The organism is Pseudoalteromonas sp. H103 (assembly GCF_001469205.1).
Taxonomy (GTDB): Bacteria; Pseudomonadota; Gammaproteobacteria; order Enterobacterales; family Alteromonadaceae; genus Pseudoalteromonas; species Pseudoalteromonas carrageenovora.
Genome location: NZ_LOFG01000016.1, coordinates 390,177 through 405,703 on the forward strand (window position 1 = coordinate 390,177; position 15,527 = coordinate 405,703).

Sequence of the window (15,527 nt, forward strand, 5' to 3'; positions counted from 1 at the left end):
TAATGAGTGATACAGATACCTTGCTAATGCAAGGAATTGAGCAACAAACAATGGGGCGCTTTACCGAAGACGCCTATTTAAACTACTCCATGTACGTAATTATGGACCGAGCATTGCCACATGTTGGTGATGGTTTAAAACCGGTTCAGCGTCGTATTATTTATGCTATGAGCGAGCTGGGATTATCGGCTGCTGCTAAATATAAAAAATCGGCTCGTACCGTGGGTGACGTACTAGGTAAATACCATCCACACGGCGATAGTGCGTGTTACGAAGCGATGGTACTCATGGCACAGCCGTTTTCTTATCGTTATCCGCTGGTTGACGGTCAAGGTAACTGGGGTGCGGCAGATGATCCTAAATCGTTTGCGGCAATGCGTTATACCGAAGCTCGTTTATCTAAGTTTTCTGAAGTATTACTAAAAGAGCTTGGGCAAGGCACCGTTGATTGGACGCCAAACTTTGATGGCACCATGAACGAGCCTTTAGTATTGCCATCGCGTTTACCGCATATTTTACTAAACGGCGTAACGGGTATTGCCGTAGGTATGGCAACTGATATTCCGCCACATAACGTGCGTGAGTTAGCCAGTGCGTGTTGCTTATTACTTGATAAGCCAAAAACTGAACTTGAGGAAATTCTTGAGTTAGTACATGCGCCAGATTACCCAACTGATGCTGAAATAATTACCCCAAAAGCCGATATTCATAAAATATATAAAACGGGTCGAGGCTCTATCAAAATGCGTGCGGTTTATACCGAAGAGCATGGCGACATTGTAATTACAGCACTTCCGCATCAATGTTCTGGTGGTAAAGTACTTGAGCAAATAGCAGCGCAAATGAACGCTAAAAAGCTGCCTATGATTGCCGATTTACGTGATGAGTCAGATCATGAAAATCCAACGCGTATTGTAATTATTCCGCGCTCTAACCGCATTAAAGCTGAGCCATTGATGGCGCACTTGTTTGCTACTACCGATCTTGAAAAAAATTACCGCGTAAATTTAAATATGCTAGGCCTAGATGGTCGCCCGCAAGTAAAAGACTTACGCAGCATTTTATCTGAGTGGCTTACGTTTAGACGTGAAACAGTTCGCAGGCGTTTACAGTATCGTTTAGATAAAGTATTGGCTCGATTACATATTTTAGAAGGTTTACTCGCCGCATTTTTAAATATTGATGAAGTAATCGAAATCATCCGCACCGAAGACAAACCAAAACCTGTGCTTATGGAGCGCTTTGATTTAACTGATATTCAAGCGGAAGCAATTTTAGAATTAAAACTTCGTCACTTAGCAAAACTAGAAGAGTTTAAAATTCGTGGTGAGCAAGACGAGTTAGCTAAAGAACGTGACAAACTAGAGCTAACACTGGGTTCAGACCGTCGTATGTCAACGCTTCTTAAAAAAGAGATTCAAGAAGCTGCCGAAATGTATGGTGATGATCGCCGATCGCCGGTTATTGAGCGCTCAGAAGCTAAAGCGCTTAACGAAAAAGATTTAATCCCATCAGAGTCAGTGACGGTTGTGCTCTCTGATAAAGGGTGGGCACGCGTTGGTAAAGGTCATGACCTAGATGTAGAAGGGCTCAATTATCGCTCAGGTGATAATTACAGAGCCTCTGCTCGGGGTAAGAGTAATCAACCCGCTGTATTTTTAGATTCAGCAGGGCGTGCCTTTGCAACGGATGCACATAGTCTGCCTTCAGCCCGAAGCCAAGGCGAACCGATGACAGGCCGATTTAACCTAACCACAGGGGCTAATTTTGAGCACGTGGTAATGGCTGATGACAATCAAGTATTACTCATGGCATCGGATGCGGGTTATGGCTTTATAACCGACTTTAAAGATTTAGTGAGTAAAAACAAAAACGGTAAAGCGCTGGTCAGTGTTCCTAAAGGTGGCATATTGCTTTCGCCAATTAGGGTTAACGATGTAGCTAGTGATTATTGTATGGCTATTTCTAACGAAGGACGCATGCTTTTATTCCCACTACGTGATTTACCAAAACTTGGTAAGGGTAAAGGGAATAAGATTATTTCTATACCTGGAGCAAAGGTACAAGCACGAGAAGAGTTTGTAAAAGTACTGGCTGTTGTGCCACAAGGGAGCAGTGTAACGCTTCATGCTGGTAAGCGTAAGCTAACACTTAAGCCAACTGATTTAGAGCATTATCATGGCGAGCGAGGCCGTAGAGGTAATAAACTTCCGCGTGGTTTGCAACGAGTTGATGAAGCCGTTGTTGAGTTTACTCCTGCTGATGAGGCCGGTGAGACAGTCATTGAATAGTAACAAACATTAATCTACCAAACGGCCTGCATTTGCAGGCCGTTTTTGTTTGTGCACGTAATTTCAGCGCACAAGTGTACGCTATGTCTCGTGTGTGTAACAAAATAGCGTTATAATACTAAAATGTGCGCAGCATTTGGCGCACTGCACACACATTTTGGAGAGATAGTTTGTTAGCTGTTATACGTATTTTTATTATGCTGCTGTTTATATTATTAAGCTGTGTTTTTGGTTTATTACTTTCGATTGTAAGACCATTTCACGCTAATAATGTACATGTTATAGCGACTTGGTTTGGCTCAATGGCAAAAATGTTGGGTGTAAAACTTGTGCTTACACGCCATCCAGAGGCGGTAAAAGCAGGCCCCGCTGTATACTTAGCAAATCACCAAAACAACTATGACTTATTTACGATTCCTGCCATGGTGCCAAAAAATTGCGTCAGCCTAGGTAAAAAAAGCTTAAAGTGGATCCCATTTTTTGGTCAGCTTTATTGGTTGTCGGGTAATATTTTAATTGATAGATCGAATCGCTCGAAAGCGGCAGGGACCATTTCTAAAGCAGCCGAAAAAATTAAAAGTAATGGCTTATCTGTGTGGATGTTTCCCGAAGGGACGAGAAGTTACGGAAGAGGGCTACTACCATTTAAAACGGGGGCATTTCACACCGCAATGAGCGCAGAAGTACCCGTTATTCCGGTATGTATGAACACAACACACAAAACCATTAAGCTAAATCGATGGGATAATGGTACAATTTACATTGACATGTTAGCGCCCGTATCGCTTGATAAAAATATTAGCGCGCGTGAGCACGCTAAAAGCGTGCATAGCATTATGGCTGCTAAAATAACTGAATTAGATGCTCAAGTGAGAGATAAATAATGGAAAACTGGCGCGAAATAAGTGAAGACATCGTAAGTTCATTACTTGAAGATGGATCAGATCCTGAAATACTTTATGAAGTAGAGCACCATTTTGTGTGTGAAGACTTCCCTAAGCTAGAGCAAGCTGCATTGGCTGCTTTTAAACTAGGTTACGATGTTGAAGAGCCTGCAGAGCTTGAGCTTGAAGACGGCAGCAAAATATGGAGCTTCGACATAGTAGTAGAAGCTGAGCTAGACGTAGACGTAATTATGGAAGACGTTGATAAACTAGCAGCACTTGCTGTTGAGTGCGACGTTGAGTACGACGGTTGGGGCACTTACTTTCAAGAGTGATACAGCTAACTAAAGTTTAGATTTATTAATTAAAAAGCGAGTATTGTAAAAATACTCGCTTTTTTTGTGTCTTAAATCAGGGAGTGTTGATCTAATATGATAAAAACTTGTTGAATCTAGAGTCGGGTTTAGCAGTCAAAAAAAGTGCCTGTTTAGCGTTTTAATTTCAATAGAGCCTATTAATTTGAAAAGTTAACCTCTTATATAAAATTTACTTTTGAATTATTTATTTGATCTAATATTTTGAATTTTTAAATTATATAAGTGTATATTTTTAAATTTTAGTCATTCAAGTTTATCTTTATAACTACTCTTGCATTAATTTATATTGGTATGACCAGCTTGTCTTGATAACAATTTTATCAGCAAATAATTGTGTTTATTCATAAAGTATTAAGTTGCACGCTTAATATTGGTAATAAGGCTTTTTGTTTGAGGTACTACTATTTTCTTAAATTTCAAAATTATTACAAAGTATAAATAGAAATCATTGTTATTATATGTGATTGTTTTTTAATTGATTTTTTGTTTTTTAATTCTATTTCTTCAATGGTTCTATAGTTTTTTAAGTAACAATTAACTTGTTGACATATTGGTAACAAAAAATATAGCCTTGTTTTGCCGATTAGGTGGGTTTTTGGTAATACCAATTTGTGTTTTTTTATTTTTTATACTTCACTTTGTTATTACCAATTTTTGTTGAGTTTAAAGGTCTGTTTACATCGTGCGATCTAAGTTTGGTATTTATCGCCAAGCTAAGCTGTAAGGTTGTCTATTATTCAGATTTAAAGGAATAAAAATAATGGTTAAATTTAAAAAGTTACTTATTTGCTCTGCAGTTGCTGCAAGCACTTCTTTTGCGCACGCTGCAACGATTGAAAATTCAGGTTTTGAAGATGGCTGGAGTAATTGGAATGAAACAGAGCCTGCTGCGCTATCTTCAGATGCATACCAAGGTTCAAAGTCTTTAAAAATTCAAGGTAGCCCAGCCCGTGTTTATCAAACTGTGGATGTTGAGCCAAATACAGAGTACACATTGAGTGCGTATGTGCTGGGTAATGGTCAAATTGGTATCAATGATTTAGATGGCTTATTTAAAAATACTAAATTTGATACGTCTTCTTGGACCAAAGTAACTAAAACTTTTACTACAGCAAGTAAAAGTGCGCTTCAAGTATTTGCTAAGCATAATAATAGTTCTGATGATGTTCGATTTGATTCATTTTCTTTAGTGCAAGGTAGTACTGATAACGGTGGTGGCACTGACACTGGTGGCGGGACGGATAATGGCAGCGGTACCGGTATAGCAAGTAATATTACTGATGGCAGTATTTTTGATCTCGAAGGGGATAACCCTAACCCATTAGTAAATAGTGAAACTCTAGAGTTTGTTCCTTTGGAGGCTCGCCATATTACTCCAAATGGAAATGGCTGGCGTCATGAATATAAAGTTAAAGAAAGTGCACGCGTTGCAATGACTGAGACCTATGAAGTTTTTGAAGCCACTGTCAAAGTTGAAATGTCTGATGGCGGAAAAACAATTATTTCGCAGCATCATGCTAGCGATACTGGAACAATCTCTAAAGTGTATGTTTCAGATACCGATGAATCTGGGTTTGATGACAGCGTAGCTGGAAATGGCGTTTTTGACGTTTATGTTCGTCTGCGTAACACCAGCGGTAATGAAGAAAAATTTGCCCTTGGTACTATCACTAGTGGTGGCTCGTTTACTCTTCGTGTTGAAAATAACTATGGCGATGTTGATGTTAGCGCACTAGGTCGCTCATTTGGTATACCTGTAGAAGATGACTCAGAATCATACTTTAAATTTGGTAATTACCTGCAATCACAAGACCCTAATACATTAGATGAGTGCGGGGAATCTGGTAATTCGGATTCTTTCAAAGAGTGCTTTGAAGATTTAGGGATTACAGAGTCTAAAGTAACAATGACGAATGTTAGTTATACCCGTCAGACAAACTAAGTAGCCGCTTAATTATGGCCACTCAATTGAGTGGCTATATTTAAGTGTCTGTAATTTATAACCAATTTTTATTTTTAAAGTAAACGCCAATACCACCTGTAAGCACAATCAAAAATATAACAAATGCACTAAATGCATAGGGGTTTTCGGTACCTGGTATACCGCCTACATTTACACCTAACAGGCCAGTTAAAAAGCCTAGTGGTAAAAATAATGCAGCCACAACCGACATTACATACATGCGCTGATTTAATTGTTCAGACACTTGGTTGGTAATGGTTTGTTGAATGATTTGTGCACGTTCTATTGAACTGTCTAGCTCTTCTAAATAGCGAATAAGTAAGTTAGTGGTTTCGTTTAGCTTTGCTTTATCGTCATCTAATAGCCACGGGTAGTGGTTATTTACCATTGAGCTAAGTGCTTCTTTTTGCGGTTTTAAATAACGCTTTAGAGCAATAGTTTGACGGCGTAATTGCGATAAACCTTGGTTATCAAACTTTTTGCTTGGCTCGTCAATTTCTTCTTCAAACTCGTCTAGTGTTTCATCGAGTGAATCAATAACGCTTTGCATGCGCGATGTTAATTTTTGCGTTATAGAGCATACAAGTTCTGAAATATTACAAGGGCCGCTATTTGCTTTTAATGAGGCAATAATATCTTGTACAGACAGCAACCGACGTTTGCGTGTGGTAATTAGGATATTTTCGCTAATGAATAAGCGAATTGAAACCATGTCCTCTGGGCTTTGCGCAGGGTTTAAATTTACACCGCGTAAAAATAGCATATGGCCATTTGTTGTAGCAGTAATTCGTGGGCGAGTTTCATCTGCAATTAAAGAATCGAGTTCGTAATCGGTTAAATGAGATTGTGATTTTAGCCACTGTACAGCTTCGCTTTGGCTATAGTCCATATGAACCCAAAGTTTACCTTGGCCTGGTTGCCAGTTATTTAACTCACTCGTGCTTTCTATTGGGCGTGCGCCGCCTTGTTCATCAAGCACAAGGGCATGTAGTAAACCATTAATCATAATTAATTCTCAAAATAGTATATTTTTAATACTGTTAACTATAGTGTATCTACTTAGTCGCTTACAAACTTACCTTTATTTTTAATAAGTTAAGTTTATTTTGTAAAAACATATGCAGAGCCTCTGTGCTGAATAAAACGGCTAATAGCACTAATCAGCAAGGCGCGCATTGTGTGATGAGTTACCTAAAAAGATCAATTTAATTTACTCATCGACTAGATAAATTTATTTCGTTGGTGTTTTTTCACCCGTAGCGTATAAGTCACTTTTTTATTAAGGGCACATTTATGACAGCAAAGATCACAGTTGGTTGGCGTGAGTGGTTAAGTTTACCCGAGCTTGGCATCGAGAAGATTAAAGCAAAAGTTGATACTGGCGCCCGCACTTCATGTATTCATGCAATTAACATTGAAGAGTACGAAGAAGACGGTGAAAAGTGGGTAAAATTTATAGCCCAGCCTTTGCAAGACGATGAGCAAACACGCATTACTTGCAAAGCAAAGGTTAAAAAAATTAAGGCCGTAACCAGCTCTAGTGGGCAAAAAGAGTTACGGTACTTTATAGAAACAACATTGCATGCAGGGCAGCACAGCTGGCCAATAGAAGTCACTTTAACGAGTAGAGCAACAATGAAGTTTAGAATGTTACTAGGGCGTACAGCCATGGAAAATCGTATAGTCGTTGATCCGGCTTTATCTCATTTATTAGATAGTTAAGGTTTTAACTATGAAAATTGGTATTTTATCTCGCAACAGAAATTTATATTCAACTCGCCGCTTAATTGAGGCGGCGGAAGCGCGTGGTCACGAAGTTAAAGTGATTGATGCACTTCGTTGTTACATGAATATAAACTCAGAGCAGCCAGAAATTCACTACCGCGGTGAAAACTTAAAAGAATTTGACGCAATCGTCCCGCGTATTGGTGCATCAGTTACATTTTATGGCTGTTCTGTATTACGTCAGTTTGAAATGATGGGTGTTTACCCTGTTAACGAATCGGTGGCTATTTCACGTTCTCGCGATAAATTACGTTCGCTACAGTTACTTTCGCGTAAAGGCGTAGGTATGCCGGTAACCGGTTTTGCAAGCAAACCCGATGACGTTAAAGACTTACTTGAAATGGTAGGCGGCGCACCAGTAGTAATTAAGTTACTTGAAGGCACACAAGGTATTGGTGTTGTACTTGCCGAAACGCGTAAAGCGGCTGAAAGTGTTATTGAAGCGTTTATGGGCTTAAAAGCCAATATTATGGTTCAAGAATATATTAAAGAAGCCGGCGGTGCCGACATTCGCTGTTTTGTATTAGGTGATAAAGTAATAGCAGCCATGAAGCGCCAAGCTCAAGAGGGGGAGTTCCGTTCAAACCTTCACCGTGGTGGTAGCGCTACACTTGTACGCATTACACCAGAGGAGCGTAAAACGGCTGTAGCTGCAGCAAAAGCAATGGGCTTAAATGTAGCGGGTGTTGACTTACTTCGCTCATCTCGTGGACCACTGGTAATGGAAGTCAACTCTTCACCAGGCCTTGAGGGTATTGAAGTAGCAACAGGTAAAGATATTGCGGGCATGGTAATCGACTTCATCGAGAAAAATGCTGCTATTAAAGGAACAGCAACTCGTGGCAAAGGTTAAAATTAACCGTCCTTTTACCTTATTAGGTGAAAGCGTAGGCGTAGGTGAGCGTAAAACCCTTGCCTTAGAGGCTGCAAAACTCTACACCCATTCACCGCTCAATATTCCTATTGAGGTGGTTAACGGTGTGATGGAAGGCCCTGTGCTTATGGTATGTGCAGCTATTCATGGTGATGAGCTAAATGGTGTAGAAGTTGTGCGTCAGCTGCTCTCTAAAATAGATGCAAACCAACTGCGCGGAACCATAATTGCTGTGCCTATTGTTAATGTGTTTGGCTTTATTCATAAATCGCGTTATTTACCCGATAGACGTGATATGAACCGCAGTTTTCCGGGCTCTGAGCGCGGATCGCTAGCTGGGCGTATGGCACATATGTTTTTTAAACAGGTGGCGGTACATTGTACTCACATTATTGATTTACATACGGGTGCCATTCATCGTACTAACTTACCGCAAATACGCGCTAATTTAGAAGATGAAGCAACAGCGGATATGGCTAAAGCATTTGGCACACCAGCGGTTATAAATGCATCCCTTCGTAATGGCTCATTAAGAAGTGAAGCCGCTAACTTAGGTATACCCGTTATTACTTACGAAGCCGGTGAAGCACTACGCTTTGATCCTATTGCCATAGCAGCAGGTGTGCAGGGGGTGGATTATGTGATGCGTCATTTAAAAATGATCCGTGGCAAACGTCCTAAAAAACTTCCAGATCCTATTATTGCAGGCTCTACAAGTTGGATACGTGCTGAAGTGGATGGCATTGTACGTGCGCAAGTATCGCTTGGTGAGCATGTAGAAAAAGGCCAAGTGCTGGCGTATATAAGTAGCCCTTTAGGTGACTCTGAGCTTGAGCTTTTAGCACCTAAAGGCGGTATTGTAATTGGTCAGCAAACTATGCCATTAGTAAACGAAGGGGATGCGGTATTCCACCTTGCTTATTTTGCAAATGACAACAGCTTAGTAGAGCAGCAACTAGAGCACTTTATTGACGAAATAAATGATTTAGATGATGAACTAAAAACAGCTGAGCTAAATAACTAGTCTTAATTGTGGTTAGTTAAGTATTAAAAAGCCGCAGTAGGTAATTTACCTACTGCGGCTTTTTTGTGAATATGACTTTTTAAACTATGTCTTTTTAGGGCCTATAATACGCTTAATTACCGGCGCTTTAGTGGGCTTAGGCTCTTTTTTTAATACCATTACAGGGCGAGTAACAAAGAGGTTATTTGGGTATACAACTCTGTGCCCATCTACATGCTCAAGCACGACGTTCATTAAGCCTAATTCAACAATACGTCCTTCTATATGGTTTGCGCCATCAACGATACGTACCCAGTAGCCAACATGGAAGTCGTTTTGAATAAACATTAATAAAAAGGCGGTAAGGTTACTTAGTAACGACCAAGCTGCAAATAAAGCGACCCCTAACATAGCAAACAAAGATGAGCCTAAAACTAATAATCCGCGCAGCTCTATACCCCAAAATATGAGCACTAAGCAAAGTACTACAAACGCGAGTATTATTTTTAATAACAGCTCAGCTCTAAATTTACGATGAATATCTACTTTGCCTTTTATGGCTTTTTCGAGCAGCTTTTTAGTTATTTTTAATAAAAGAGGAAAAAGTAAAATGGCAATAAGGGTGACAATTAATTTATATTGCGTACCCATTAGCTCTAAAAGCTCGAACAATTCCAAAGTGTGATCCCGTACTATTTTTAAGCGAGTTTAAAGTGCTAGTTTAGCGCTTTAAACTCGCTATTTAAAAGGTGTTTTTGACGCTAACTAACCACTGCACCGAATCAACATCGTCGTAGCTATCAAGAGGCGCTGCAATATCAATATGGATCATGGTGCCAGAGTTTGCTCTGCTTGGCGCTAAGCGCAGCCCAATACCGACATTTTTTAAAACATGGTCGTTCTCGCCGTTATCTTCATTATTAAACCAAGCGCGGCCAACATCTAAAAAACCTGCCGCACCCACTTTAAATAGTTGCAGTAAATCATACTCCCAGTAATAGCGCTTTTCTAAACTAACTAAAAAGCTACGATCGCCATGTTGGTAATCCATCGGGTAGCCGCGCAAACCTGTTTCGCCGCCTAATGTAAGCTGTTTATCAGCGGTTAAATTTTTAGCGTACTGCGCGCGAGCTTTAATATACCAAGACTGATCAACACTGGTGTTTAAGTAGTATTGTATTTGGCTGGTGGCTAAAAAGTTTTCTAGCTGTTTTTGTTCTTTATTCCAATAGCCATCAAGCTCAGTGCTAAAACGCCATAGTGTTCTGTCGGTAGTGAAATGTGCTTTTTTAGCTTTAAAAGAGTAAATGGCACGGGTGTCGTCGTTACTTAATGACTCGTCTGAATAGCCTAATAGTGCTTTTATGTTCCAGCCTAAATTAAGATCTTCAGTGCGAGAAATACTGTCAAAGTTACGCACTTTTATGTAGCTGTCTTCAAACCAGTGCCCGCTAACATATGGATAACTCAGCTTTCGGTTTTGAGCAAGCGGGGCAAAGGTAGTGTCAATCTCTTCAAAGCTGTCTTCTTGGTTTACGTAGCCAAGCGTTAGACGCTGCGTCCAACTATCACTGAGTGCTTTTGAATGGCCTAAAAAAGCACTAAATAGATCTGTCGTTTGATCAAACTCACTGTATTCATCACCACGGCGATACAGCGATTCTTCTCTTTGCTCAGAAAAACTTTTAATACCATAACTATAAGGTGTATCTATGGCATAAAACGGGTAGGTAAGCTCTAATAAGTGGCGTTTACCATCGCTGTTGTCGGCATATTCTAAGCGGCCGCGGTAGCGAGTTGAAAAAATATTAGGATCGTCATACACAAACAAGTAACCATTACGATCGCTGTCGGTTGTACGTGCAAACGATAAACGTTTCCCCCAACCAAATAAATTAGACTCTCGAAAGCCAATACTCGATTTATTTTCGCCACCGCTACGGCTAAAGCTGATTTCAGGTAATAAAGTCCATAAATCGCGGGTTACTACGGTTACATCTACGTTGCCGTCGCAGTTTTCTGTGGCGCTTATTTGCGCATCATATAAATAATTTTGACGGCGTAATAATCGCTCTGACTCAGCCAGCTTTTTAGCGTTGTATTTATCACCTTGCTTAAACAGTAAAATATTACTGATAACATCTGGCTCGGTTTGAATATGGGCGCGGTTAGCAAAGCGAAAAAGTGCGTTATTTTCTTCTTCAAGCTCTGTATTAAATACATTGAGCTGGGTAAGTTTAATAGAGGCTATTTGCGCATCACTTCGGCTATTAACCAGTGTGGTTTTGTCCTCTATTTCTCGGCGCAGGTTTTTATTTTTTTCTAAATGGGCTTGAGTGAGTGGGCAAGTGTCGGTTTTATCAGGCGCTTGCTGAGCAATAACGCTAGGCACGAAAAAGCTTAAAACACTTAAGCCAATACAACATTGTGCAATCCATTTCTTATTCACCATTAAACCTCTTTACTACTTAGTAGCAACTGCCGATCATAATATCAGCTTACATCATTGTTATTACAATGTAAGTAAAAGGTATGGATTTTGAAACTAATTAATTGTTACCGCTATGCACCTTTGTTAATGAGTGCAGTTTTAGCTTAAATAAAAGGCAAGGGCTGCTAATAAGTGCTCGGCCTCTAGGCCTTCACCGTTAATCCAAATACTTTCGCTATAGTGTTCAAAGTTTAAATTAAAGGTATGTTGTTGGTAGCTAAAACGCAGCTGATGACGATCTGCGCCACCAGAGTATTCGTTAATTGTTATTTCATCTGAATGTAAAAATAAAGTGCTCCACAGCTCAAAGTCTTCATCGTGTGGTGGCTCTACAGGGCTAACTACAATGCATTTATGGGCGTGGTCGTATTCTATTTGGGTCATAGGGTTCTTAATTGGTCGCTAGGTAATTGCGAATTGCAGTTAAAAATTCGCCGCCATATTTGTTTAGTTTGGTAAAGCCCACTCCCGACACTTTTAAAAATTCGCTGTCGTTTGTAGGCATTAACTGCGCCATTTCGGCTAACGTTTTATCGTTAAATACAACATAAGGCGGTACGTCGTCGGCATCAGCGAGTTCTTTACGCAGAGCACGTAAGCGGGCAAATAGTTTTTTATCGTAATTAAATTGGGCAAGTTTGTCTTGGTATACGTGTTTAGCTTGTAAGCGAGGCTCTGCCAATTGCAAAGCGTATTCACTTTTTAAAATTGCTCGTGCTGCCTCGGTTAAACGCAGTGACGCACCTTGCGTTATATCTTGGCTTAGTAAGCCCTGATGAATAAGTTGGCGCAAAATACTAAGCCAAAATTCACTGCTCTTATCTTTACCTATGCCGTAAGTACTTAGTTCATGGTGGTTGTTATCGCGTATGCGGCTTGTATTAGCCCCGCGTAATAACTCAACAATATAACCTAAACCAAAACGCTGCCCAGCTCTGTATACACACGAAAGCGCTTGTTGGGCAACTAAAGTACCATCAAAACTTTTTGGCGGATTTATGCAAATATCGCAGTTACCGCATTGTTCGCGTTTGTATTCACTAAAGTAATTAAGGAGGATTTGACGTCTGCAGGTTTGTGCCTCTGCAAAACTTGCCATGGCGTTAAAGCGTTGTTCTTCTACGCGGCGGCGTTGCTCATCATCTATATCTTCAAAAAAGCGCCTAACGCGGCCAATATCAGCCGGATCAAAATACATTATGGCTTCTGCGGCTAAGCCGTCACGACCAGCACGCCCGGTTTCTTGATAATAAGCTTCTATGCTTTTAGGAATATCGTAATGCAATACAAAGCGCACGTTAGGTTTATTTATTCCCATACCAAATGCCACAGTCGCGACCACTATTTGAATGTCGTCACGGGCAAATCCCGTTTGTACAAATTGGCGTTGCTCGTTACTCATACCCGCATGGTAAGCGGCTGCATTAAGGCCTGCATCTGCAAGTTTTTCGGCAATGTCGTCTACACGTTTACGGCTAGTGCAATAAATAATACCACTTTGATTTTTTTGTTCTTTTAAATAGCGCAGTAGTTGCGCCATAGGCTTAAATTTTTCTTCTATTGTGTAACGAATATTAGGTCTGTCGAAGCTGCCGGTATGAATATAGGGGTGTTGTAGTTTTAATTGTTCAACTATATCAAAGCGAGTGGCTTTATCGGCCGTGGCAGTAAGCGCCATCATAGGCACGTGAGAAAAACGTTGTTTTAGCTCGTTTAATCTAAAGTAATGGGGCCTAAAGTCGTGCCCCCAATGAGATACGCAGTGCGCTTCGTCTATGGCAAAGAGGCTTACATTTAGGTGCGATAAACGCTCTAAAAAGTCACGTTGCAATACTTTTTCAGGGGCAACATATAATAGTTTAATTAATCCCTGGTGGAGCTGTTGATAGACTAACTGCTGCTCTTCTCGCCCTAAGCTGTTATTTACATAGGCAGCTTTAACACCTAATGCTTGTAGTTGCGTAACCTGATCTTGCATTAGGGATATAAGTGGAGATATAACAATAGTAACGCCTTCAAGTACTAAAGCCGGAACTTGGTAGCAGACTGATTTACCACCGCCCGTAGGCAGCAATACCAGAGAATCTTTACCGCTAATAGCTGCATCAATTACTGCTTTTTGGCCGTCGCGAAATTCGCTGTAGCCAAACACTTGTTTGAGGACAGTTTCGGGTTTGCGCACAATAGTGCTAGAAGGTTGCGTTAATGTAGTCATCGGCGGGTATTTTAGTGTTTTTTTTATAGGATGTCTTTAGCTTAAAGGTAAATGATTTGATCAGAGCCTCGTAGTTTTGCTCAAGTTATGCTTTACTCATCGTACCAGTGTTAATTTAAACATAGAGAATAATAATGAATAAAGAAATGTTAATTGAACAAGTAGGCGCGTTGTTTGTAAATGGTATGCCATTTAACCAGTTTTTAAATATATCGGTGGAGTCGCTAAGCCCAGAGCAAGCTAAAATAAGCTTTCCTTGGCAGGATGTGTTTATTGGTAACCCTGCTCAAAAAATTCTTCACGGCGGTATTATTTCTGCTGTGCTTGATAATGTCGGCGGAATGCTTGCAGCAGCCAGTGTAATAGATAAATTAACCGATATAGATATGCCAAGTGTGCAGCAAAAGCTTGCCACTTTAGGGACTATTGATTTACGCACCGACTATTTACGCCCAGGGAAAGGGGAGAGTTTTATCGCGAGTGCCACACTCATTCGTTCAGGTAATAAAGTTTGTGTGTGCAGAATGGAGCTACATAATGAAAAGTCAGTGCAAATAGCTTTTGGTACAGGTACGTATTTAGTGGGGTAAAGCACTTAATTAAGTACAGCTAAATAAAAAGCTTTGCCTTGTGCTTAGGTTTACTCGCCTCAAAATAAATCACTTAGTAGAGCGAATTGGTATAAACTGTCGGCCTTTTAGTATGAGTAAGTTGTATTTATGTCGATGGAAAATGAGCAGCGTAAAGGCGGTATTTTTGCTTGTCTTGCCTTTTTTATGTGGGGCTTGGCTCCTATCTATTTCAAACAAATTCAGCATGTTTCTGCGTTTGAAATTTTAACCCACCGCGTTGTTTGGTCAGTCGTATTTTTAGTACTTGTAGTGAGTGTGCTTAAGTATTGGGATAAGGTTAAGCGTATTGTTGTTCAGCCTAAAATTATGTTTATGCTGCTCATAACGTCTTCTATATTAGGTTTTAACTGGGGCTTGTTTATTTGGGCAGTTAATAACAACCATATGCTTGATGCCAGTTTAGGTTACTACATAAACCCACTACTTAATGTGTTGCTAGGTATGCTGTTTTTAGGCGAGCGGTTACGAAAACTACAAGGGTTTGCGGTATTTTTAGCGTTTGCAGGTGTGGTACTACAGCTTGTTAGCTTTGGCTCGTTCCCTGTGGTGGCGTTTTTACTGGCTACCTCATTTGCTATTTATGGTTTATTACGCAAAAAGCTACCTGTAGAGGCACTCCCAGGTATTTTACTCGAAGCGCTTATTTTATTGCCTGTCGCGTTAATTTATTGGTGGGTCATGGCCCCAACACCGACCTCAGATTTGGTTGTAAACGATTGGCATACTAATGCACTACTAATTAGTGCTGGTATTATTACCACCTTACCACTACTTTGCTTCACTGGCGCCGCTAAACGTTTGCAGTACACAACACTGGGCTTTTTCCAATATATAGGGCCAAGCTTAATGTTTATGCTAGCTGTGGTATTTTACAATGAAGTGTTTGATGCCGAGCGAGTTATTACTTTTGCGTGTATTTGGAGCGCGTTAGCGATATTTACGTGGGACTCGTATCATCAGTCGCGTAAACGTAAAAAGGCGGCAATAACAGCCGCCGAGGTGTAGGTGTTAC

General features: G+C 40.3%; 14 protein-coding genes. 9 read left to right on the forward strand and 5 right to left on the reverse strand.

Features of this window, described 5'->3' with window-relative positions:
- Nucleotides 1-2: 2 nt before the first annotated feature.
- The 4 genes from parC to ATS74_RS13950 all read left to right on the forward strand — a co-directional run bounded on the left by parC (nucleotide 3) and on the right by ATS74_RS13950 (nucleotide 5,494).
- The gene (gene parC / locus ATS74_RS13935) at nucleotides 3-2,291 is read left to right on the forward strand and encodes a DNA topoisomerase IV subunit A (RefSeq protein WP_058549482.1); all 2,289 of its coding nucleotides are present in this window, start codon (nucleotides 3-5) and stop codon (nucleotides 2,289-2,291) included.
- A 170-nt stretch (nucleotides 2,292-2,461) separates the two neighbouring features.
- A complete protein-coding gene (locus ATS74_RS13940; RefSeq protein ID WP_058549558.1) occupies nucleotides 2,462-3,175 on the forward strand; it encodes a 1-acylglycerol-3-phosphate O-acyltransferase in 714 nt (237 codons plus the stop codon).
- Nucleotides 3,175-3,510: a ribonuclease E inhibitor RraB gene (gene rraB, locus ATS74_RS13945; RefSeq protein WP_006793171.1), complete on the forward strand. Its 336-nt coding sequence runs from the start codon at nucleotides 3,175-3,177 to the stop codon at nucleotides 3,508-3,510. Before ATS74_RS13940 ends, rraB begins: the two co-directional genes overlap by 1 nt.
- A gap of 802 nt (nucleotides 3,511-4,312) precedes the next feature.
- The gene (locus ATS74_RS13950; protein WP_058549483.1) at nucleotides 4,313-5,494 is read left to right on the forward strand and encodes a polysaccharide lyase family 7 protein; all 1,182 of its coding nucleotides are present in this window, start codon (nucleotides 4,313-4,315) and stop codon (nucleotides 5,492-5,494) included.
- A 55-nt stretch (nucleotides 5,495-5,549) separates the two neighbouring features.
- Here the strand turns inward: ATS74_RS13950 and ATS74_RS13955 are convergent, their stop codons facing one another.
- Nucleotides 5,550-6,521, reverse strand: a complete 972-nt coding sequence (locus tag ATS74_RS13955) for a zinc transporter ZntB (RefSeq protein WP_058549484.1) — start codon at nucleotides 6,519-6,521, stop codon at nucleotides 5,550-5,552.
- Between the two features lie 287 nt (nucleotides 6,522-6,808).
- Here ATS74_RS13955 and ATS74_RS13960 point away from each other — a divergent pair, with 287 nt between their 5' ends.
- The 3 genes from ATS74_RS13960 to ATS74_RS13970 are packed head-to-tail and all read left to right on the forward strand — an operon-like array spanning nucleotide 6,809 to nucleotide 9,198.
- Entirely contained in the window at nucleotides 6,809-7,237 is a 429-nt protein-coding gene (locus tag ATS74_RS13960; RefSeq protein WP_058549485.1) for an ATP-dependent zinc protease family protein, read from the forward strand.
- Nucleotides 7,238-7,247: 10 nt separating this feature from the next.
- The gene (gene rimK / locus ATS74_RS13965; RefSeq protein WP_058549486.1) at nucleotides 7,248-8,153 is read left to right on the forward strand and encodes a 30S ribosomal protein S6--L-glutamate ligase; all 906 of its coding nucleotides are present in this window, start codon (nucleotides 7,248-7,250) and stop codon (nucleotides 8,151-8,153) included.
- Nucleotides 8,140-9,198, forward strand: a complete 1,059-nt coding sequence (locus tag ATS74_RS13970; RefSeq protein ID WP_058549487.1) for a succinylglutamate desuccinylase/aspartoacylase family protein — start codon at nucleotides 8,140-8,142, stop codon at nucleotides 9,196-9,198. The genes rimK and ATS74_RS13970 overlap by 14 nt, the downstream gene beginning before the upstream one ends.
- 84 nt (nucleotides 9,199-9,282) lie before the next feature.
- On the opposite strand, the gene ATS74_RS13975 is transcribed toward ATS74_RS13970, so the two are convergent.
- The 4 genes from ATS74_RS13975 to recQ form a co-directional block, all read right to left on the reverse strand.
- Nucleotides 9,283-9,855, reverse strand: coding sequence for a mechanosensitive ion channel domain-containing protein (locus ATS74_RS13975; protein WP_058549488.1), 573 nt, complete (start codon nucleotides 9,853-9,855; stop codon nucleotides 9,283-9,285).
- A 64-nt stretch (nucleotides 9,856-9,919) separates the two neighbouring features.
- Nucleotides 9,920-11,629: a ShlB/FhaC/HecB family hemolysin secretion/activation protein gene (locus ATS74_RS13980; RefSeq protein ID WP_058549489.1), complete on the reverse strand. Its 1,710-nt coding sequence runs from the start codon at nucleotides 11,627-11,629 to the stop codon at nucleotides 9,920-9,922.
- Nucleotides 11,630-11,767: 138 nt separating this feature from the next.
- On the reverse strand, nucleotides 11,768-12,052 hold the full coding sequence (locus tag ATS74_RS13985; protein WP_058549490.1) for a DUF3630 family protein: 285 nt from the start codon (nucleotides 12,050-12,052) through the stop codon (nucleotides 11,768-11,770).
- A 7-nt stretch (nucleotides 12,053-12,059) separates the two neighbouring features.
- Nucleotides 12,060-13,883, reverse strand: coding sequence for a DNA helicase RecQ (gene recQ / locus ATS74_RS13990; protein ID WP_058549491.1), 1,824 nt, complete (start codon nucleotides 13,881-13,883; stop codon nucleotides 12,060-12,062).
- Between the two features lie 134 nt (nucleotides 13,884-14,017).
- Between recQ and ATS74_RS13995 the strand changes: the two genes are divergently transcribed.
- Together ATS74_RS13995 and rarD are read left to right on the forward strand one after the other, a co-directional pair.
- Complete coding sequence (locus ATS74_RS13995) at nucleotides 14,018-14,473, forward strand: thioesterase family protein (RefSeq protein WP_173827057.1); 456 nt, start codon at nucleotides 14,018-14,020, stop codon at nucleotides 14,471-14,473.
- Between the two features lie 129 nt (nucleotides 14,474-14,602).
- Nucleotides 14,603-15,520: an EamA family transporter RarD gene (gene rarD / locus ATS74_RS14000; RefSeq protein ID WP_058549492.1), complete on the forward strand. Its 918-nt coding sequence runs from the start codon at nucleotides 14,603-14,605 to the stop codon at nucleotides 15,518-15,520.
- The last annotated feature ends 7 nt before the right edge of the window (nucleotides 15,521-15,527 follow it).